The sequence below is a fragment of the Streptomyces pseudovenezuelae genome, from assembly GCF_001513955.1.
Lineage (GTDB): Bacteria > Actinomycetota > Actinomycetes > Streptomycetales > Streptomycetaceae > Streptomyces > Streptomyces pseudovenezuelae.
Genome location: NZ_KQ948147.1, coordinates 411,051 through 430,232 on the forward strand (window position 1 = coordinate 411,051; position 19,182 = coordinate 430,232).

Genomic DNA, 19,182 nt, shown 5'->3' on the forward strand with positions numbered 1-19,182 from the left:
CAAACGTGGGGGGTCGGGGTCAGCCCTTCGTGGCGCCGGCGGCGATGCCGGAGACCAGGGAGCGCTGGAGGAGCAGGTAGACGATCAGGCTGGGGATCAGGGCGATGACCGCACCGGCGAGGACCACGCCCGAGCCGACCACGGGGTCGGTGCGCAAGGTGGCCAGGGCGACGGTGACCGTGTAGTCGGTGGGGTCCTTGGCGGCGATCAGGGGCAGCAGGTACTGGTCCCAGATCATGATGAACCCGAGGACGCCCGCCACGCCGAGCGCGGGCCTGCACAGCGGCAGGATGATCTGCCACAGCATCCGCAGCTCGCCGACGCCGTCCAGGCGGGCCGCCTCCTCGATCTCGTCGGGGATCTCCCGCATGAACTCGGTCAGCATCATCACCGAGAAGCCCCAGGCGCCCAGCGGCAGGATGACGCCCCAGACCGTGCCCTTGAGGTCCGCGTGGACCACCGGCACGTCACCGAGGACCAGGGACAGCGGGATCGCGATGACCTCCTCGGGCAGCATCAGCGTCATCATGAACAGCATCATGATCAGCGCCTGCCCCCGGAAGCGGTGCCGGGCCAGCGCGTACGCGGCGAGGGTGCACACCACCAGCTGGAGGAGCAGCCCGCCGCCCGCGATGACCAGCGAGTTGCCGAGGTAGTCCCACATGCCCTGGGCGCCGGCGACCTTGAAGTTGGACAGCGTGGTGTCGTGCGGCAGGAAGGACAGCGAGGAGCCGCTGGGGTGGGTGGTGAAGGCGCCCGAGAAGATCGTCAGGAAGGGCGCCGCGAAGATCGCGAGGGCGATCACACAGAGCAGGATCCTCAGGCCCCAGGCGAGACCGGGCCTGTCGTTCCAGCCGAGTGCGGTGTCGAAGCGGGCCGGGGTGGTCCGCTGTGGCGTGGTGGTCCGCCCGGCCGGGGTGTCAGGTGCCGCCGGCCGGGCGGGGTCGATGACGGGGGCGCTCATCGCGCTTCTCCCCTCTTGCGGAGGTGATTGACCATGACGGTGAGGAGCAGCGTCACGCAGAGCAGGACGACCGAGGCCGCCGAGGCGCCGCCGATGTCGTTGCGGGTGAAGCCCAGGGTGTAGGCGCGGGTCATCCAGACGTCCGTGGACCCGGCGGGGCCGCCGCCGGTGAGGACGTAGACCTCGGTGAACACCCGCAGCCCGCGGATGGTGGCGAGCGTGAGCACGATCATGAGCGCCGGGCGGATCGCGGGGAGCGTGACGTGGCGCAGCCGCTGCCACAGCGAGACCCCGTCCATCGCGGCGGCCTCGTACAGCGAGCGGTCCACGCCCGCCAGACCGGCGAGGAAGATCACCATGTTGTAGGGGGCCCAGATCCAGATGCCCATCACCATCGTCGAGTACAGGGCGATGTTCGGGTTGTCGAGGAACTGGACGGTCCCGAGGCCGAAGAGGTGCAGGCCGCTGTTGAGCAGGCCGTCGGAGGTCGGGTAGTACATCAGCCGCCACAGCTCGCCGACGACCGCGGTGGCCGTGACGGCGGGCAGGAAGACGGCGGTGCGGAGGAACTTCAGCGAACGGGCCTGGCCCTCCAGGAGCAGTGCGAGGGCGAACCCGAGCAGGATCGCGCCGACCGCCTGGCCTATGCCGAGGATCAGGGTGTGCCCGATGGACTCCTGGAAGCGGTGGTCGCTCAGGACCCTCGTGTAGTTGTCGAGGCCGATCCACTCGTTGCCGAGGAAGGGCCGCACGTGGAAGAAGCTGAGCCAGATGCCCTTGGCCATCGGCCAGAACTTGAAGACGAGCGCGAGCAGCAGCCCCGGAGCGAGGAAGAGCCAGGGGACGATGTTCCTCTTGCCGAGGGCCCCCTTGACGAGGCCTCTGCGCGCCGCGGGGGCGGATACGGTGGCGGTCATTTCAGCAGCCCCTGGTCCTTGAGATCACCGGCGAGCGTGTCGTTGAGCTCCTTGAGCTGGGAGCGGACGTCACCGCCGCAGTACGTGAAGATCGAGTTCAGCGAGTCGGCGGTGTCCTGTTTGATCGGGGCGAAGTCCGGCGCGTTCGGGAACTGCTCGGAGGCGTTCTCGTAGGCCTTCTGCACGACGCTCCAGCGGGCGTCGTTCCTGACCTTCGCGGCGTCCAGCGTGGAGTTCACGGGGATGCGGACGACGGGCTGGTGACCGTCGACGCTGGTCATGGCGATCTTCTGGCCCTCCGCGGAGACCAGGAACGAGGCCAGCGCCAGCTCCTGCCTGTCCTTGCCGGTCCGGGCGCCGAGGTAGACGTTCTCGCCGTCGGCCAGCACGTCTCCGCCGGCCGGGCCCGCGGGGGCGGGGACGACCTCGTACGTCTTCTTGCCGGGCGTGGTGTCGTAGGTGGTGATGTTGTACGGCCCGGTCATGTACATCCCGGCGTTGCCGTCCTGGAAGTTGGTGGCGGTTCCCGTGACGGCGGTGATCGCGCCGGGCTGGACGACCCCCTTCTCGCCGCAGAACAGGTTGTCCTTCATCCAGGTCACGGCGTTCACGGCGGCGGCCGAGTCCATGGCGGGGGTGTACTTCCCCTTGCCGTCCGGCTTGATGATCTGCGCTCCGCCCTGCCACAGGAAGCTCGCTCCCCACATGGCCGCGTAGCCGTTCTGGGCGCTGGCCGGCGCGACGATGCCGTAGGTGTCGGCCTTGCCGTCGCCGTCGGGGTCCTCGATGGCGAAGGCCTTGGCGACCGAGAGCATCTCCTGCCAGGTCGTCGGCGCCTTCAGCCCGAGCTTGTCCAGCCAGTCCTTGCGGATCATCAGCGTCTGGGCCTGGCGGGAGTAGGGGATGCCGTAGTGCTTGCCGTCGACGCCCACCGTGGAGGACCAGGACTTGGCGGTGATCCGGTCACCGCCCGCGACCGACGACGGGTCGATCGGCTTGAGCAGGCCCTGGCTCTGGTAACTGCCCATCAGGGCCGTGTCGTTGATCATGACGTCCGGCAGGTCCCTGGTGGAGGCCCGGCTCTGGAGCTGCTGGTCGAAGTTGATGATCGGCTGGTAGTCGATCCTGATGCCGGTCTTCTTGGTGAAGGCGGCGAAGACCCGGTCGTAGGTGGCGGCGTCGTCCGGGTTGCTCCGGGTCCACACCTCCAGCGTGTTCGGATCGCTGCTGCCCGCGTTGCCGGAACCGGAGCCACAGGCGGCCGTTGCGGACATCAGTCCCGCGACGGTGGCTGCCGCGGCCAGGCGGCGTCGTCGTCGGCGATCGCCCATGGACACTCTCCGTTCATATCCGTGAACCCGCTTCACGAATCTAAATGATCGGCCAAGCTACGGATTGTTTCTTCCGTATGTCAAGACATGGCTGGGAGTCTTCACAGAGGCTGTGCACGAGCCCTACGGGGCACGCTGGTGCGCAATCGACGTGATCAGGGAGGCGTGGGTGTACGACCGAGGCGACGGCCCGGGTGCGGCCGCGACGCGGCTCACCGGGCGGAAGGCGACCGGTGAACGCCGGCTGTCCGGCGCGCTGTCCGAGGTGACCCTCGACGACGGCCGGGAGGTGATGGTGAAGCGCGCGGACAGCGCCGAGGAGGCCCGGGCGGAGGCGGCGGGGCTGCGCTGGCTGGCCGAGGCCGGCGCGGTCCGGGTGCCGACCGGGTACGGCGAGGACGGCCCCTGGCTGGTGACCGACCTGATCGCCAGGGGGCGGCCGAGCCGGGAGGCCGCACTAGAACTGGGCTGGGCGCTCGCCGGGCTGCACCGCGCCGGGGCGCTCGCCTTCGGCTCCGCGCCGCCCGGCGGTCCCCGGGAGGCGTTCATCGGGCGGGCGCCGATGCGCAACGTCGAAGGCGCCGAGTGGCCGCGGTGGTACGCCGAGCACCGGGTGCTGCCGTATCTGCGGCGCGCGGTGGACGACGGCACGATCACGCTCTCGGAAGCAGAGGTGATCGAGCGCCTCTGCGCGCGGCTGCCCGCACTCGCGGGTCCGGCCGAGCCGCCGGCCCGGCTGCACGGCGACCTGTGGAACGGCAACGTGCTGTGGGGCGCGGACGGCCACGCCTGGCTGATCGACCCGGCCGCGCACGGCGGCCACCGCGAGAGCGACCTCGCGATGCTCCAGCTCTTCGGCTGCCCGCACCTGGACGAGGTGCTGCGCGGCTACGAGAGCGTGGCGCCGCTCGCCGACGGCCGGCTCGACCGCGTCGGGCTGCACCAGATGTTCCCGCTGCTGGTGCACGCCGTGCTGTTCGGACGGGGATACGCGGAACAGGCGCTCAGCACGGCGAAGGCGGCCCTGGAACGGTGAGTCCACCGGTCCGGGCCGCCTGCGCGGACGACATCGACGACGAGGAGAGCGAAGGAACTGGAGCTCTGAGAAAGCCGGTTGTCACACCGGTGAGAAGGAAGCCCCTTCATGGCCTCGTGTGTCGACGCCGAGGGCGAGGAAAGCGGAAGAGCTGGAGATCCAAGCCCCATGGGGGCTCATCGAGTGGAGAAGGAAGCCCTTCCATGGCCTCGCCACGCGTAACGGTAACAGTCACTCGGGGATCAAGTCGCGCAGGTTTTCCGGGGTGACGACCACCGAGTCCGGGTGCAGCCCCTCGGGACGCTCCAGGCCGATGTAGGTCACGGGTCCGTCCGGTACCGCTCCGGCGTCCCAGGTCGCCATGTCCGTACCGCCGTTCGCCATCAGCGCGGTCAGGTACCCGACCGTGAGCTGCTCGCGCTCGACGATGCCGCGCAACAGCGTCGCCACCGACACCTGGTTGTCCTCGACGCGGTTGTACGCCGGCTGCCCCTTCAGGTACAGGTGCAGCCACTTGGCGTGCCAACTCCCGTCCTGCGCACGCCGGAACGCCAGCGGCAGCGCCACCCGGCCCGGCCCGCGCAGCTCCGACTTCATCCGCACGGTACGCGCCTCGAAGGGCCGGCCCCGCTGCTCCCGCTCACGCAGCATGAACCCGAAGAACGACTCCTCGGCCTCCTCGAACTTCTCCCCGCTGTAGATGTTGACCTGCGGCACGATGTACGTGCCCCGCACCGCCCCGAGCCGCAGATCGATGAACTCCGAAGCGCCGTCGGGGGCGTTGGTGATGTCACCCGAGTGCGCGCCCTCCACTTCGCGGAGATTGGTGTACGACAGCCAGGACACCGTCTCGTAGTCCGCGTCCAGCAGCAGTGCCGACAGGTCGTAGTCCGTGATTCGCTGAGCCTGCTTCCAGTACACGAAGAACCGCAGCAGTTCCCCGTCGACCGGTGAGACGGAGCCTCGGGGCAGCACACCGAGCCCGGCCGAGGTCGCCCGCCCGCTGAGCGGAAGCGCCACGTCAAGCACGTCGGGATCGACCAACAGCCGCTCCGGGCAGGGGAGTCGGCGGCCGATCTCCGTGTCGAGCACGGCGATCAGGCGGGCCCGTTCCGCCTCCGGTACGGCCGCACGCGTGTCGTCGGCGACATGGGCGCGGCCGAGCCGGTTGACGAACACCCGCTTCCGGCCCGTCTCGGCGGCCCGGTTCTGCAGGTACTCACGCACCGACAGCACGACCCGCCCGGAGACCTCCGCGGCGGTCTCCTCCACCGCGGCCACCACCGCGTCCCGCTCCTGCCGCGTGCGCGCGCCGCGCAGCAGCCGGTCCAGCGCACGGAACAGCCTGCCCGGCGCGGACCTGAGCAGTTCCACCGCCCCGATCACGTCGGCCGCGCCCAGCAGCGCCTCGACACGGGCGTCGAAGGTGTACGCCTTCTTCTCACCCCGGGCGACCGCGAACACCTCGGCGGCACGCGGCCACCGGGGGTACTCGTGCGGGTGGAGCCGCTCGCCGAGCCGCTTGAACGCCTCGCGGTGCGCGAGCACGTCGGCGAGCTTGGCCGGGGCCGCCTCGACGACCGAGTCGAGCCCCGCGAGCAGCGCCCGGCGCACCGGCCGCGACAGCGCCCGGAACCGGGTCGGCTCCTGGAGGGACACGTCCCCGCCCGACAACGCGCAGGCCAGCCGCAGCACATCGGTCACGGTGTCCAGGAGCAGGCCGGAACCCGCCTTCAGCCGGGCCTCGTTGACGACGGCACGGTTCTCCCGCACCGGGATCGCCGCGGGCTGGGGGCCGTCCGCGCAGTGCTCGGCGAGCACCCTGAGATCGGCCAGGTGCTCGTCCCCGAGCGGCGTGGTGCTGCCGGCCAGCGCCAGGTACAGGGCGCTGACCTCGTCCTCCAGGGAGGCGCCCAGGTGCAGGACGGTCAGCCGGTCGCCGAGCGCGGCCGTCAGCTCGTCGTGCGCGGCGAGCATCTCGTCGTACGTGTGCCGGTAGGTGCCGTAGGACGGGAGGGTGAGCAGGTTGAGCACGCCGTTGCGCAGCTGGCTGAGGACGCCGGAGCGGGCCTTGCCGTCCTCCAGGGCTTCGCGCACGCAGCGCGTCCAGAACTCGAAGGTGTCCGGGACGTTGGCCGGGAAGTCCTTGAAGTAGACGTTGTGCCGCACATGGTCGCCGGCCATCTCGCGGACGGTGGCGAGCGTGCGCACGGCGGTGTCGACGACCGTGCTCTCGGACCGTTCCGACAACGTCCGCAGCGCGTCCGCCGACAGCTTGAAGCCGACGGACATCAGCGCGGCGTCGAACTGCCGCGCCGCGATGTCGCCCTCACCGGCGGGGCCCGCAGGAGCGGGCAGTCGGAGGGCATGCCGAACGACCAGGGATTCCAGGCGGTGGACCATGCCGGAATGGTCGCAGAGGTGTTCGACCCGGCGCACCGGAGTTTCCGGGGCCCCGGCCTGGTGCGGGCCCCGGGGTCAGGACTCCTCGTCCTGCTTCTTCTCCTTGATGCGCGCCGCCTCCTTGCGGACCTCCGCCTGCGTGGCGCGCTCCTTCTCCAGCCACTCGGGACCCTCGTCCCGCAGCGCCTCGATCTGCTCGGTGGTGAGCGGCTCGGTGACCCCGCCGCGCGCGAGACCGGCGATGGAGACGCCCAGCCGGGCCGCGACGACCGGACGGGGGTGCGGGCCGGTGCGTCGCAGGTCCTGCAGCCACTGGGGCGGGTTCGCCTGGAGCTCGTTGAGCTCGGCGCGCGAGACGACACCCTCCTGGAACTCGGCGGGGGTGGCAGGGAGGTACACACCCAGCTTCTTCGCCGCGGTGGCGGGCTTCATCGTCTGGGTGCTCTGGTGCGACTTCATGCAGTCCAGACTATCGGCCGCGCACGAGACCTCCGACCACAGTGGGTAACCTTGCCGCGTGACAGACTCGCCAGAACCCCCCTCCTTCCGGCTCGCGTACGTCCCCGGGGTGACGCCCGCCAAGTGGGTGCGGATCTGGAACGAGCGCCTGCCCGACATCCGCCTGGAGCTCGTCCAGGTGGCTCCCGCGGAGGCCCGCGACGTGCTGCGCGACGGCGGCGCGGACGCCGGTCTCGTACGGCTGCCGGTCGACCGTACGGTGTTCAGCGCGATCCCCCTCTACACCGAGACCTCGGTCGTCGTGGTCCCCAAGGACCACGTGGTGACCGCGGTGGAGGAGGTGACGCTGGAGGACCTGGCGGACGAGGTCGTCCTCCACCCCCTCGACGACGTCATCGGCTGGGAGCAGCCGCCCGGCGAACCGGCCTTCGAACGGCCGGCCACCACGGCGGACGCGATCGAGCTCGTGGCGGCGAACATCGGCGTCCTCGTCGTCCCCCAGTCCCTGGCCCGACTCCACCACCGCCGCGACCTCACCTACCGCCCGCTCACCGACGCCCCGCAGTCCGAGATCGCGCTGGCCTGGCGCGAGGACGCGACGACGGACATGGTCGAGGACTTCATCGGCATCGTCCGGGGACGGACGGTCAACAGCTCGCGGGGCCGCACCCAGCCCGAACCGGAGCGCGGGCAACCGTCCGAGAAGGCCGGCGGACGCAAACCGGCGGGCGCCGGGAAGGGCACGGCACGGGGATCCTCCGGAGCGGCCAGGGGGTCCCGCGGGGCGTCCGGCCGGTCCGGTGGGTCCGGCGGCTCCAAGGGCGCGGGCGCCCGGCGGGGCAAGCCCAAGCGCAGGGGGTAGCGCTCCCCGGGAGCCGGGCGGGAGCTCCGGGGACAGGGGGGCGGGTGGTGCGTCACCTCAGCCGGCGCGGCCAGGGGGTCGCGTGGGGCGTCCGGCCGGGCCGGAGGATCCGATGGCTCCAAGGGCGCGGGTGCCCGGCGGGGCAAGCCCAAGCGCAGGGGGTAGCGCTCCCCGGGAGCCGGGCGGGAGCTCCGGGGGCAGGGGGGCGGGTGGTGCGTCACCTCAGCCGGCGCGGCCAGGGGGTCGCGTGGGGCGTCCGGCCGGGCCGGAGGATCCGATGGCTCCAAGGGCGCGGGTGCCCGGCGGGGCAAGCCCAAGCGCAGGGGGTAGCGCTCACCGGGAGGCGGGCGGGAGTTCCGGGCGGCAGGGGGCGCGGTGCGCCGCTTCAGTCGCTGGGCCGGCCGGAGTCGCTGAAGGCTCCGGAGCCGTCGGTGAACACGCCGTCGGGGCCGAACGCGATCCCCGCGAACCGTTCCCCCATCCGTCGATGCGTCGCCGCGTCCGGATGCAAATCGTCCGGCAGCGGCAGCTCCGCCGAGTCGTCCTCGCCGTACAGCTCGCGCCCGTCGAGATAGTGCAGATGCGGATCGTCGGCGGCCCGCTGCTTCACGATCCTGGCAAGTTCCTCCCGGATCACCTGAAGGGTCAGCTTCCCGCTCGCGCGTTCCGCCGGGTCGCCCATCGTCCTGAACCGCAGCCGGCCCTCACCGAGTTCGCTGACGTCCGGGAAGCAGGGACCCGGGGTGTCCTCGTGCATCGGGCACAGGATGGGCGAGACGACCAGCAGGGGCGTGTCCGGACGGCCCTCGCGGATATTGTCGAGGAAGCCGTGGACCGCGGGACCGAAGGCGCGCAGCCGCATCAGATCGTGGTTCACGACGTTGATCCCGATCTTGAGGCTGATCAGGTCGGCGGGAGTGTCCCGCACCGCCCGCGCGGTGAACGGGTCGAGCAGAGCGCTCCCGGCGAGTCCCAGGTTGATCAGCTCCACACCGCCCAGCGTCGCGGCGACCACGGGCCAGATGCCGGTGGGGCTCGCCGCGTCGGAGCCGTGGCTGATGGAGCTGCCGTGGTGCAGCCAGACCCGGCGGTCGGTGCGGGGCGCGGGCGCGACGGGCGCGTCGGTGCGCAGGGCGATCAGCTCGGTGGTCTCGTTGTGCGGCAGCCAGATCTCGACGTCCTTGGCGTCGCCGGACAGCCCGTCGAAACGGACGGTCCCGGGCGGTCCGGGCCGGACCTCGGACGTCCCCGCTGCCATGTCGACGGTGATGACGGTGCCGGCGCGGACACTGCCCTGCCCGGCCGGCCGGCCGTCGACGACCAGGTCGTACACCCCGTCGGGCCGCGGTGGCGCACCGACATAGGCACGCTTGGTCGGCAGGACGTCCAGCTCCACCGCGGTGGCCCGGGTACGGAAGGCCAGCCGTACGCCGGAGGGCTGGGACTCGGCCATGGCGAGCTGGTCGTCGGTGTTCTGGGCGCGGGCCCGGGCCGGCAGCCGGTGCGGCAGCACCCCGCGCTCGGTGGTTTCCACGTCGAGCGCGCCGCGCAGCAGGTCGGCGGTGACGGGGGTGGTGATCCAGTCGTGCATGTTCCTCAGCCTGTCGGTCAGCGGGCGGGCCAGTTGCGCAACAGCGAGTCGAGGGCGTCCAGGATCCGCGTCCAGGACTCCTCGGAGTCGGGAGAGCTGTGGCTGAACCCGCCTGCCCCCTCCAGGCTCGCGTACCCGTGGAAGGTGCTGCCCAGCAGCCGTACGGCATCGGTCTGATCGGGTTCCGGCAGGTCGTAGCCGCGCAGGATGGCCCGCATCATCTGTGCGTGCCGTACGCCCGCGCTGGCCGCCGCGGTCTCGGGGTCGAGCCTGAGCCGGGCGGCCGCGGCACGGCCCGGGTGGGCGTGGGCGTAGTCGCGGTAGACGTTGGCGAAGGCGGTCAGGGCGTCCTTGCCGGCCCGCCCGGCCACCGCGTCGGCGGAGAGGTCGGCGAGTTCCTCCAGCGCGAACAGGGCGATCCGGGTCTTGAGGTCCTGGGAGTTCTTCACGTGCGAGTACAGGCTCGCGACCTTGACGCCGAACCGCCGGGCCAGCTCCGAGACGGTCACCTGCTCGAAGCCCACCTCGTCGGCCAGCTCCGCACCCGCCCGGACCAGGCGCTCCGTGCTCAGACCTACCCGTGCCACAGCTGTCCTCTCGTTCGCCAGAGTCGCCAGAGTCGATTATGCATTTGCCTAAGAGTTTTAGGCAAACTAGCGTGGACTTATGGAACCGTTGACCGAGCAAGAGATCCGTGCCGCCTTCGTGAACTGCACCAAGGGCCAGGCCAAGCGGCTGTCCGTGCCGCGTGACCTGGACGAGCGGCCGTGGGAGGACCTGGACTACCTCGGCTGGGGTGATCCGCAGGCCCCCGACCGCGCCTACCTGGTCACCGTCCTGGACGGCCGCCCGACCGCGCTCGCGCTGCGCCGCTCCACCGCCGGTTCCTGGCAGACCCGGCGCAGCATGTGCTCGATGTGCCTGACCACCCACTCCGGCGGGGTGTCCCTGATGGTCGCCCCGAGAGCGGGCAGGGCGGGGCAGCAGGGCAACTCGGTAGGGGCGTACATGTGCGACGACCTGGCCTGCTCGCTGTATGTGCGCGGGAAGAGGGACGCGGGCGTGGGCGCACGGCTCCACGAGACGCTCACCCTGGACGAGAAGATCCGCCGGACGGTGACCAACCTCGCCGCCTTCGTCGCCAAGGTGACGGGCACCGAGTGAGACGCCCGCTGCCTGGTGGAGTGCGCGAAGCGCGATGTGCCGGTGGTCCACGACGGCAACCCCGGCTTGAGCCCGGACGCCTGCGTACGGACCGAAGGGGGGAGTGGGCGGCCCCTCCGTCGTGAAGGGCCCCGCCCGGCGTCCCCGGTGGCAGAATCGGGCCCGTGGACTGGGGGATCCTCGAGCGCGAGCCCGAACTGGCGCGACTGGCCTCGGCCGCACGGGAGGCGGCGGACGGGGCCGGATCCGTGGTGCTCGTCTCCGGAGAGGCCGGTATCGGCAAGTCGAGCCTGGTGAGAGCCCTTCCGGGCCATCTCCCGGCCGGCACCCGGATACTCGTCGGCGAGTGCGACGACCTCGCCACCCGCAGGCCGCTCGGCCCCTTCCGCGACCTGATCGGCAGCGTCGGGGGCGAACTCGCCGGCGCCGTGACGGAGGGCGGCGACCGCCATCGCGTCCACGAGGCCCTGCTCGAAGAACTACGCGGAGCGGTACTCGTCGTCGAGGACGTCCACTGGGCCGACGAGGCCTCCCTGGACGCCCTGCGCTTCCTGGTCCGGCGGACGGAGCGGCTGCCCACCCTCCTCGTCCTGACCTACCGCGACGACGAGTTGAGCCGTGAGCACCCGCTCCGGCAGCTGCTGGGCCAGGTTTCCCGCGCGCCCCGCGTGCACCGGCTGCCCCTGGCCCGCCTCTCCCTGGACGCCGTACGCACTCTCAGCGCCGGCCGTGTCGACCCCGCCCAGGTGTACGCCGTCACGAACGGCAACCCCTTCTTCGTCGCCGAGATCGTCGCCGCCGGCGGCACCGGGAAGGTGCCCCCGACCGTCGTCGACGCCGTGCTCGCCCGATTGCGCGGACTGCCCGGCGCCATCGTGGACGCGCTGGAGCAGTTGGCCGTCGTCCCCTCGGCCGTCGAACGCCCCCTGGTCGACGCGCTGCTCACGGACGGGGCGGCGGCCGTCCTCGCCGCCCCGGAGCGAGGCGGCCCGCCCACCGGCGGGGTGGCCGTCCTCGCCGCCGCGGAGCAGCGCGGCCTGCTCACCGTCACCCCCGAGCGGGTGGCGTTCCGGCACGAGCTGATCCGCCGGGCCGTGGCGGACTCCCTGCCCGCCGCCCGCCGGATCGGCCTCAACCGGGCCGTCCTCACGGCACTCGTCGCCCGCCCCGGATCCGACGCCGCCCGGATCGTCCACCACGCGGCCCAGGCCGGCGACCAGGACGCCATCGCCCGCTACGGCCCCGACGCGGCGAAGGACGCCTCCGCCACGGGCGCCCACCGGGAGGCCGCCGCCCAACTCCGGCTCGTGCTGCGCGAACGGCACCGCTACGCCCCCGCCGAACTCGCCGACCTGCTCGAACGCTATGCCGTCGAGAGCTACACCATCGCCGACTCCGCCGCCGCCGTCGCCGCCCAGCGCGAGGCCGTCGCCCTGCGCCGCGCCCTCGGTGACACCCTCGCCCTCGGCGCCGACCTGCGCTGGCTGTCCCGCATCCACTGGTGGGCCGGCAACGCCGACCAGGCCCAGGAGGCCGCCCGCGAGGCGGTGACCGTCCTTGAGCACGCGGGCGACGACCGGCTGCTGGCGCTCGCCGTCAGCAACACCGCCCAGCTGCGCATGCTGTCGGAACGCTACGCAGAGGCCGTCGAACACGGCGAGCGCGCCATCGCCCTGGCACGCAAGGCCGACGACCCCGCGATCCTCGCGCACGCCCTGAACAACGTCGGCACCGCCCGCTGGCGCTCCGGAGACCCCGGCGGACGGGAGCAGCTGGAGGAGAGTCTCGACGTGGCGCTCGCCGCCGGCGAGGTCGAGCACGCGTGCCGCTCCTACGCCAACATCATCTGGACCCTGCTCGACAACCTCCGGTACGACGAGGCCGACACCTTCCTGCCCCCGGCGATGGAACTCGCCGACCGGGCCGAGCACTTGGGCTTCCTCAACTATCTCCACGTCGAACTCGCCATGCGCAGGCTCGCCGCCGCCGACTGGGGCGACGCCGAGCGGCACGCCGAGTACGGCATGCACGACTTCGTCCCGGCCCGCTGCCCGGCCCTGACCGTCCTCGCCCGGGTCCGCATCCGCTGCGGCCGCCCCGGCGCCGAGGCCCTTCTCGCCGAGGCCTGGGACATCGCCGTAGGGACCAAGGAACTGCAGCGCACCGGGCCGGTGGCGGTGGCACGGGCGGAGTGGGCCTGGCTGCGCGGGGACCCGGAGGCCGTCGTGGCAGCGGCCGGGCCCGTTCACGCCCAGGCGAGCCGGCTGCCCGGCGCCCCCTACCGCTCCGAACTCGGCTACTGGCTCACCAGAGCGGGCCACCCGGTGCCACCGGACGACTCGGACCATCCCTACGCGCTGCAGGCCCGCGGGCAGTGGCGCCGGGCCGCCGAGCTCTGGCGGGCCGCGGGCTGTCCCTACGAACACGCCGTCGCCCTCGCCGAGAGCCCGGACCCGGCCGACAAGCTGGAGGCGCTCGCCGTCCTCGACACCCTCGGCGCCGAACCGGCGGCCCGTATCCTCCGCGCCGAGCTGCGACGGCTCGGGGTGCGGCACATCCCGCGCGGCCCCCTCGCCGCGACCCGGGACAACCCCGCGGGCCTCACCGACCGCCAGCTCCAGGTCATACGGCTGCTCGCCGAGGGACTCACCAACGCGGAGATCGCCGCCCGGCTCGTCGTGTCGGTCCGCACGATCGACAACCACGTGCGCGCCGTGCTCGACAAACTCGACGCGCCGGGCCGCCGCCAGGCCGCCCTGCGCGCGGCCGAGCTGGGCCTGCTGCCCGCCGACCCCCCGAGCTAGGTATCCGAACGCGCCGAGCTGGGTGACGGTCACGGATGTCCGCCGCGGAGCGACGCGAGTAGAACGGACGAATCGACCCGATTCGGAAACGGGGGACCGCATGTCCAGCACACCCGCCCAGGCCGCACGTCGTGAACTGACCGACTTCAACGGAGAGTTGATCGGACCCGAGGACGCCGGCCACCAGCAGGCCCGTACCGTCTACAACGCGATGATCGACCGGAGCCCCGCCCTCGTCGCCCGCTGTGCCGACGCCGACGCGGTGGCCCGCACGATCGGTTTCGCCCGCGCTCACGGTCTGCCGCTGGCCGTGCGCGGCGGCGGCCACCACGGCGCCGGGCTCGGCACCGTCGACGGGGGAGTGGTCGCCGACCTGGCACCCCTGAAGGACATCCGGGTGGATCCGGCGGCCCGCACCGTCAGGGTCGGCGGCGGCTGCGTCTGGGGCGAGGTGGACCGCGCCACCAACGCGCACGGCCTGGCCACGCCCAGCGGCATCGTCTCCACGACCGGCGTCGGCGGCCTCACCACCGGGGGCGGCCTCGGCCACCTCACCCGCAGGTGCGGGCTGACCATCGACAACCTGCTGGAGGCCGACCTCGTCCTCGCCGACGGCAGCCGGGTGCGGGCGAGCGCCGACGAGAACAGCGACCTGTTCTGGGCGATCCGGGGCGGCGGCGGCAACTTCGGTGTCGTCACCTCGTTCGTCTTCCGGCTCCACGAGATCGGTACGGTGATCGCCGGCCCGACCTTCTGGCCCGTCGAGGACAGTGCCGAAGTCCTGGCCGCCTACCGGGAGTTCATACTCACCGCGCCCCGCGAACTGGGCGGCTTCTTCCTGTACGGCACCGTCCCGCCGGCCCCTCCGTTCCCCGAGGAGATCCAGCTGCGCAAGACGGCGGGTGTGGTCTGGTGCTGGACCGGCGACGACAGCGAGGCCGCCGCCCGCGAGATGGCCCCGCTGCTCGACGCCCTGCCCGCGCCGCTGCTGCACGCGCCCATGGCCATGCAGCACCCCGACCTCCAGGCCATGTTCGACGGGCTCTACCCGCCCGGCCACCAGTGGTACTGGCGGGCCGACTTCGTCGAGACCATTCCCGACGAGGCGGTCCAGCTGCACGCCAAGTTCGGCGCCGAGGTGCCGACCGTCCAGTCGACCATGCACCTCTATCCGATCGACGGCGCCGCCCACGACGTGGGCCAGGACGAGACCCCCTGGGCCTACCGCCACGCCAACTGGGCCTCCGTCTTCGCCGGCGTCGACCCGGACCCGGCCAACGCCGAACTGGTCAAGCGGTGGACCGTCGACTACTTCGACGCCCTGCACCCGTACTCGGCGGGCGGCGCCTACGTCAACATGATGATGGACGAGGGCCAGGAACGCGTCCGGGCCAGTTACCGCGGCAACTACGACCGGCTGGCCCGTATCAAGGCCGACCGAGACCCGGAGAACGTGTTCCGGCTGAACCAGAACATCCAGCCGGCGCCGAGGCCGTCGCACGGGTCGCGGCCGTAGGGCGGATCGCCGCGCGGAGCGGGAGGTGAGGGGCGCCGCCGCGCCTCACCTCCCGCTCCGCGCCAGCCAGTCGTGCGCCGCCCGGGCCGTGAACTCCTCCTGGCCGCCGCGCAGCAGCAGACCGGCGCGGGCGAACTCGGGTGCGTCGGCCTGAGCCGCGAGGTACGGGATCGCGATGCAGCGCATCCCGGCGGCGTGGGCGGCGGCCGCGCCCGGCGCGGCGTCCTCCAGGACCACACAGTGGGCCGGTTCGGCGCCCAGCCGCCGGGCCGCCTCCAGGAAGACGTCCGGCGCGGGCTTGCCACGGTCGACCTCGTCGGCCGAGACGGTCGTACGGAGATACGCGTCGAGGCCCGTCCCGGTCAGGATCGCGTCGATGGCCGCAGGGGAGGACCCCGAGGCCACGGCCATCGGCACCCCCTCAGCGGCGAGCAGTTCCACGAACGCGCGCATCTCGGGGTACACGCGCGTGGCGGTGCGGGCCAGTGCCAGATAGCGCCGGTTCTTGTCCGCGAGCAGCTCCGGCACGGACGCCCGCAGCCCGTACAGCGACTTCCACTGCGTGACGGTCTCCTGCGTGCTGATCCCGACGTACCGCTCGTGGTCGGCCCAGGTGAAGTCGGGGACGCCGTGCGCGGCGAGGGTCTGCCGCCCCGCTTCGTAGTAGTTCGGCTCGCTGTCCACGAGCGTTCCGTCGAGATCGAAGATGACCGATATGCCGCTGAGCCTGCTCATGGCGTCCAGGATGGCAAAGATCAACTCCGGGTCGTGCGCCCGACCGACTCCACCAGGGGCAGCAGCCGGTACGCCACCCGCTCCCGCAGCGCCACCTCGGTGCGCGTACGCACCACGCCGGGCAGGCTGATCACCTTCTGGATCACGTCCTCCAGATGCGCGTTGTCCCTGGCCACGACCCGCGTCAGCAGATCCCCGCCGCCCGCGATCGAGAACGCCTCGACGATCTCCGGTACGGCCGCGAGCGCATCCCCCACGTCGTCGAGCCGCCCCTGGGTCACCTCGATGTGCACGAACGCCAGCACCGGATGGCCGAGCGCGGCGGGCGACAGCGAGGGCCCGGTCCCGGTGATCACGCCGTCCCGCTCCAGCCGGTCCAGCCGTGCCTGCAAGGTGCCCCGCGCGACCCCGAGGATCCGCGCGTACTCCCGCACGCTCGTCCGCGGCCGCTCCAGCAGAAGCCGCAGGATGCGGGTGTCGAGCTCGTCCACGGCCATGGCGTACGACCTCCTCGGGCATGGTCCTTTGGCCCGCCGACGGACGCACCAGGACCGCTCATTCTGTACCAATGGCCCAGCATATGCGGGTCCGCTTGAGCCGACAGCGGTGAGGATGCTGCAATGAGCCCGTCGATGGCGCTGCGGACCCCGCGGCGCCTTTTCCATGCGGTCTTCCGAGGGATTCAGGGGGCGGTACGTGCTCAAGAGGGTGTTCATGGCGCCGGACCCGGGCCGGGTCCGGCTGCGCTTCGCCGCGCGGGCGGTGCTCGGCATCGGCCTCGCCGTCGTGGTGTGCGGCCTCGCGGGCCACTCGCTCGCCGGTGCCGTCACCGGTGGCCTCGCCGCACTGCTCGCCCTGTTCACCGTCACGGACGCCACCGTCCGGGGGCAGGCGCTCACCACCGCTCTGCTGCCCGTCGTCGGGCTTCCCGTCCTCACCGCCGCGGCCGAGCTCCACGACCACCCCGTCGCCCGCGACCTCACCTTCCTCGCCGTGGTCGGCGCGGGCGTGTACGCCCGGCGCTGGGGCCCGCGCGGACACAGCCTCGGCGTCTTCGCGTTCATGACCTTCTTCGTGGCGCAGTTCCTGCACGCGACCACCGACCGACTCCCCGAGCTCCACGTCGCCGTCCTGCTGTCCGTGCTCACCGCGGCCGCGGTCCGCTTCGGTCTGTGGTGCTACGAGCGCCGGCTGCCCCCGCCGCCGGTGCCGGCCCCGCCCGCCGGCACCGGCCTCGCGCGCGTGACCACCCGCCAGGCGGTCCAGGCCATGGCGGGCGCGGGCTTCGCCCTCGTCGTCGGCCAGCTCGTCTCGGGGCAGCGCTGGTACTGGGCCGTCGGCGCCACCTGGTGGATCTTCGTGAACACCGTCTCGCGCGGCGAGACCCTGGTGCGCGGCTTCCGCCGGGTCCTCGGTACGGTGATCGGCATCGCCCTCGGCCTGCTCGTCGCCGTACCGCTGCAGGGGGCACCGGCGCCCACGGCCGTCCTGGTCGCCGTCTGCGTCTTCGGCATCTTCTACACGGCCGCCGTCTCCTACACCTGGATGATGCTCTGGGTCACCCTGCTCGCCGAGCTCCTCTACGGCCTTCTCGGCGTCCTGAACCCCGGCCTGCTCGCGCTGCGGCTCGCCGAGACCGGAGTGGGCGCGGTCGGGGCCGTCCTCGCGGTGCTGTTCGTCCTGCCGGTCACCACCCACAGCGTCACCGACGCCTGGATCCAGCGCGCCCTGCGCTGCGTCCACGCCTGCACCGCCGAGGCCGCGGCCCGGCTCGCGGGGGTGCCCGGCGCCGACCCCGGCGGCCGGGTGACCGAACTGGAGCACCTGCTCGCCAGGGTCCGCCTCTCGGTGGCCCCGCTGGTCCACCCCCTGAGTCCCGTGCCGGCCCGCAGGCGCCGCGCCCGCCGTGTCCTCGCCCTCCTCGACGACTGCGCCCGGGAGATCCGGGGCCTGGTCGCCGTCGCGGCCGACCCCGAGGCCTCGCACGACGCCCGCCTGACCACCGCGTGCCGACGGGTGGAGGCCGCCGTCGAGGCCCTCACAGAGGGCAGGGACTTCCCGGTGGCGGACCGTCCGCTCGCCGAGGAACCCGCACTGGCCCATCTGCACGGACTGGAACGGGCGCTCGCGGAGTTGGCGGCGCCCCTGCGGTCCCCGACCGGATCGCCGCTGGTCGGAGCCTGAAGGCCCGCGCCGCGTCCGTGACCGTCCCGCGAATTTCTCCGGAGTTGGTCTAGACCGGTGGTGATCGACTGCTACCGTCGCCCCCGACGGCACGGACCGAGAGGGGACGACTGTGGCAGACGGCGGGCGGCGACGGGCCTGGATCGGGTCGTTCACGGCGGCGGGTGGCCCCGGCATCGTGACGGCCACGGTGACCCCGGGCACGGGTGCGCTGAAGGTGCTGAGCGGGCTGAACGGCGTACCCGATCCGTCGTATCTGGCCCTGTCGGCGGACGGGGACGTGCTGTACGCGGTCAGTGAGACGGCCGAGGGCGCGGTGGCCGCGTACCGGGTGACCGGCGACCGGCCCGAGCCGGCCGGACCGGCGGTGGCGGTGGACGGGAACGGACCCACGCACCTCGCCGTGCACGCCGGACACCTGCTGACCGCCAACTACGGCTCCGGCAGCGTCACCACCGTGCCGCTGCGGGCCGACGGCTCCCTCGCGGGCGCCCCCTCCGGAGTGCTCCGGCACACCGGCTCCGGCCCGCACGCGCCCCGGCAGCTGAGCCCGCACGCCCACCAGGTGCAGCCCGACCCGAGCGGTCGGTGGATCGTCAGCGTCGACCTCGGCACGGACTCCGTGCGGGTGTGCACCCTCACGGACGGGGCGCTCGACGTGCACCGCGAGATCGCCCTGCGCCCCGGCTCGGGTCCGCGCCACCTGGCCTTCCACCCCGACGGCACCCGCGCCTACGTCCTCAACGAACTCACCCCGACCCTCACCGTGTGCCGCTGGGACGCCGCGGAAGGCTCCCTGAAGCCCCTGAACGAGACGCCGGTGCTCGCGGGCGCCCCTGCAGGCGACGCGTACCCGTCAGGCGTCGTCACGTCCCCCGACGGCCGGTTCGTGTGGACCGCCACCCGGGGCGAGGACGTCCTGTCCACGTTCGCCGTCGAGGGCGATGACCTGCGGCTGGTCGGCACGGTCATCTGCGGCGGCCACTGGCCCCGCGACCTCGCCGAGTCCGGCGGGTTCCTGTACGTGGCGAACGAGCGCTCCGGCGAGGTCACCTGGTTCGCCGTGGACCCGGCGACCGGCCTGCCCAGGTACGAGGGCGCGATCGCGGTACCGGCCGCGTCCTGCGTGGTCCTCGGCTGATCCGGGCCGCCACGCCGAAGGGCCCGCTCCGACGACGGAGCGGGCCCTTTCGGTGGTGCGGTCGCGGCGGGTGCG

Annotated in this window: 16 protein-coding genes; 7 read left to right on the plus strand and 9 right to left on the minus strand. The window is 72.5% G+C overall.

Translation table 11 applies throughout. The features are described 5' to 3' along the window. Nucleotides 1–19: 19 nt before the first annotated feature. Genes AQI94_RS18190 through AQI94_RS18200 form a run of 3 tightly spaced genes read right to left on the minus strand, consistent with a single transcriptional unit; the run spans nt 20 to nt 3,212 of the window. The gene (locus tag AQI94_RS18190; protein ID WP_031048967.1) at nt 20–964 is read right to left on the minus strand and encodes a carbohydrate ABC transporter permease; all 945 of its coding nucleotides are present in this window, start codon (nt 962–964) and stop codon (nt 20–22) included. Continuing rightward, a complete protein-coding gene (locus tag AQI94_RS18195) occupies nt 961–1,881 on the minus strand; it encodes a carbohydrate ABC transporter permease (RefSeq protein ID WP_031048964.1) in 921 nt (306 codons plus the stop codon). The genes AQI94_RS18190 and AQI94_RS18195 overlap by 4 nt, the downstream gene beginning before the upstream one ends. Beyond that, a complete protein-coding gene (locus AQI94_RS18200; protein WP_031048962.1) occupies nt 1,878–3,212 on the minus strand; it encodes an ABC transporter substrate-binding protein in 1,335 nt (444 codons plus the stop codon). The genes AQI94_RS18195 and AQI94_RS18200 overlap by 4 nt, the downstream gene beginning before the upstream one ends. A gap of 169 nt (nt 3,213–3,381) precedes the next feature. Between AQI94_RS18200 and AQI94_RS18205 the strand changes: the two genes are divergently transcribed. Beyond that, nucleotides 3,382–4,248 (plus strand): fructosamine kinase family protein, encoded by an 867-nt coding sequence (locus AQI94_RS18205; RefSeq protein ID WP_031048960.1) that lies wholly within the window; start codon nt 3,382–3,384, stop codon nt 4,246–4,248. Nucleotides 4,249–4,479: 231 nt separating this feature from the next. Here the strand turns inward: AQI94_RS18205 and AQI94_RS18210 are convergent, their stop codons facing one another. Further along, nucleotides 4,480–6,651, minus strand: coding sequence for a TerD family protein (locus AQI94_RS18210; RefSeq protein WP_031048958.1), 2,172 nt, complete (start codon nt 6,649–6,651; stop codon nt 4,480–4,482). Between the two features lie 75 nt (nt 6,652–6,726). After that, the gene (locus AQI94_RS18215) at nt 6,727–7,110 is read right to left on the minus strand and encodes a DUF5997 family protein (protein ID WP_031048955.1); all 384 of its coding nucleotides are present in this window, start codon (nt 7,108–7,110) and stop codon (nt 6,727–6,729) included. A 58-nt stretch (nt 7,111–7,168) separates the two neighbouring features. On the opposite strand from AQI94_RS18215, the gene AQI94_RS18220 reads away from it, so the two are divergent. Beyond that, a complete protein-coding gene (locus AQI94_RS18220) occupies nt 7,169–7,972 on the plus strand; it encodes a LysR substrate-binding domain-containing protein (RefSeq protein WP_031048953.1) in 804 nt (267 codons plus the stop codon). Nucleotides 7,973–8,357: 385 nt separating this feature from the next. Here the strand turns inward: AQI94_RS18220 and AQI94_RS18225 are convergent, their stop codons facing one another. Continuing rightward, nucleotides 8,358–9,563 (minus strand): GDSL-type esterase/lipase family protein, encoded by a 1,206-nt coding sequence (locus AQI94_RS18225; RefSeq protein ID WP_031048951.1) that lies wholly within the window; start codon nt 9,561–9,563, stop codon nt 8,358–8,360. 17 nt (nt 9,564–9,580) lie between these two features. Beyond that, nucleotides 9,581–10,150 (minus strand): TetR/AcrR family transcriptional regulator, encoded by a 570-nt coding sequence (locus AQI94_RS18230; RefSeq protein WP_031048949.1) that lies wholly within the window; start codon nt 10,148–10,150, stop codon nt 9,581–9,583. A 79-nt stretch (nt 10,151–10,229) separates the two neighbouring features. On the opposite strand from AQI94_RS18230, the gene AQI94_RS18235 reads away from it, so the two are divergent. From AQI94_RS18235 to AQI94_RS18245, 3 genes are all read left to right on the plus strand, one after another. Further along, complete coding sequence (locus tag AQI94_RS18235; protein WP_031048947.1) at nt 10,230–10,727, plus strand: FBP domain-containing protein; 498 nt, start codon at nt 10,230–10,232, stop codon at nt 10,725–10,727. A gap of 164 nt (nt 10,728–10,891) precedes the next feature. Continuing rightward, on the plus strand, nt 10,892–13,531 hold the full coding sequence (locus AQI94_RS18240; protein ID WP_062229819.1) for an ATP-binding protein: 2,640 nt from the start codon (nt 10,892–10,894) through the stop codon (nt 13,529–13,531). Nucleotides 13,532–13,631: 100 nt separating this feature from the next. Continuing rightward, nucleotides 13,632–15,047, plus strand: a complete 1,416-nt coding sequence (locus AQI94_RS18245; protein ID WP_031052161.1) for an FAD-binding oxidoreductase — start codon at nt 13,632–13,634, stop codon at nt 15,045–15,047. Nucleotides 15,048–15,092: 45 nt separating this feature from the next. Here the strand turns inward: AQI94_RS18245 and AQI94_RS18250 are convergent, their stop codons facing one another. Continuing rightward, nucleotides 15,093–15,782 carry an HAD family hydrolase gene (locus tag AQI94_RS18250; RefSeq protein ID WP_031052163.1) on the minus strand — a complete coding sequence of 230 codons (690 nt, stop codon included), beginning with the start codon at nt 15,780–15,782 and terminating at the stop codon, nt 15,093–15,095. A gap of 20 nt (nt 15,783–15,802) precedes the next feature. Next, on the minus strand, nt 15,803–16,279 hold the full coding sequence (locus AQI94_RS18255) for an Lrp/AsnC family transcriptional regulator (protein WP_031052165.1): 477 nt from the start codon (nt 16,277–16,279) through the stop codon (nt 15,803–15,805). A gap of 199 nt (nt 16,280–16,478) precedes the next feature. On the opposite strand from AQI94_RS18255, the gene AQI94_RS18260 reads away from it, so the two are divergent. Next, entirely contained in the window at nt 16,479–17,966 is a 1,488-nt protein-coding gene (locus AQI94_RS18260; protein ID WP_062229820.1) for an FUSC family protein, read from the plus strand. A 112-nt stretch (nt 17,967–18,078) separates the two neighbouring features. Beyond that, nucleotides 18,079–19,107 carry a lactonase family protein gene (locus tag AQI94_RS18265; protein WP_031053631.1) on the plus strand — a complete coding sequence of 343 codons (1,029 nt, stop codon included), beginning with the start codon at nt 18,079–18,081 and terminating at the stop codon, nt 19,105–19,107. Nucleotides 19,108–19,182: the final 75 nt, after the last annotated feature.

Coding starts and splice junctions, on each gene's coding strand:
- AQI94_RS18190 (WP_031048967.1), bottom strand. CDS start 964: ATGAGCGCCCCCGTCATCGACCCCGCCCGGCCGGCGGCACCTGACACC.
- AQI94_RS18195 (WP_031048964.1), bottom strand. CDS start 1,881: ATGACCGCCACCGTATCCGCCCCCGCGGCGCGCAGAGGCCTCGTCAAG.
- AQI94_RS18200 (WP_031048962.1), bottom strand. CDS start 3,212: ATGGGCGATCGCCGACGACGACGCCGCCTGGCCGCGGCAGCCACCGTC.
- AQI94_RS18210 (WP_031048958.1), bottom strand. CDS start 6,651: ATGGTCCACCGCCTGGAATCCCTGGTCGTTCGGCATGCCCTCCGACTG.
- AQI94_RS18215 (WP_031048955.1), bottom strand. CDS start 7,110: ATGAAGTCGCACCAGAGCACCCAGACGATGAAGCCCGCCACCGCGGCG.
- AQI94_RS18225 (WP_031048951.1), bottom strand. CDS start 9,563: ATGCACGACTGGATCACCACCCCCGTCACCGCCGACCTGCTGCGCGGC.
- AQI94_RS18235 (WP_031048947.1), top strand. CDS start 10,230: ATGGAACCGTTGACCGAGCAAGAGATCCGTGCCGCCTTCGTGAACTGC.
- AQI94_RS18245 (WP_031052161.1), top strand. CDS start 13,632: ATGTCCAGCACACCCGCCCAGGCCGCACGTCGTGAACTGACCGACTTC.
- AQI94_RS18250 (WP_031052163.1), bottom strand. CDS start 15,782: ATGAGCAGGCTCAGCGGCATATCGGTCATCTTCGATCTCGACGGAACG.
- AQI94_RS18255 (WP_031052165.1), bottom strand. CDS start 16,279: ATGGCCGTGGACGAGCTCGACACCCGCATCCTGCGGCTTCTGCTGGAG.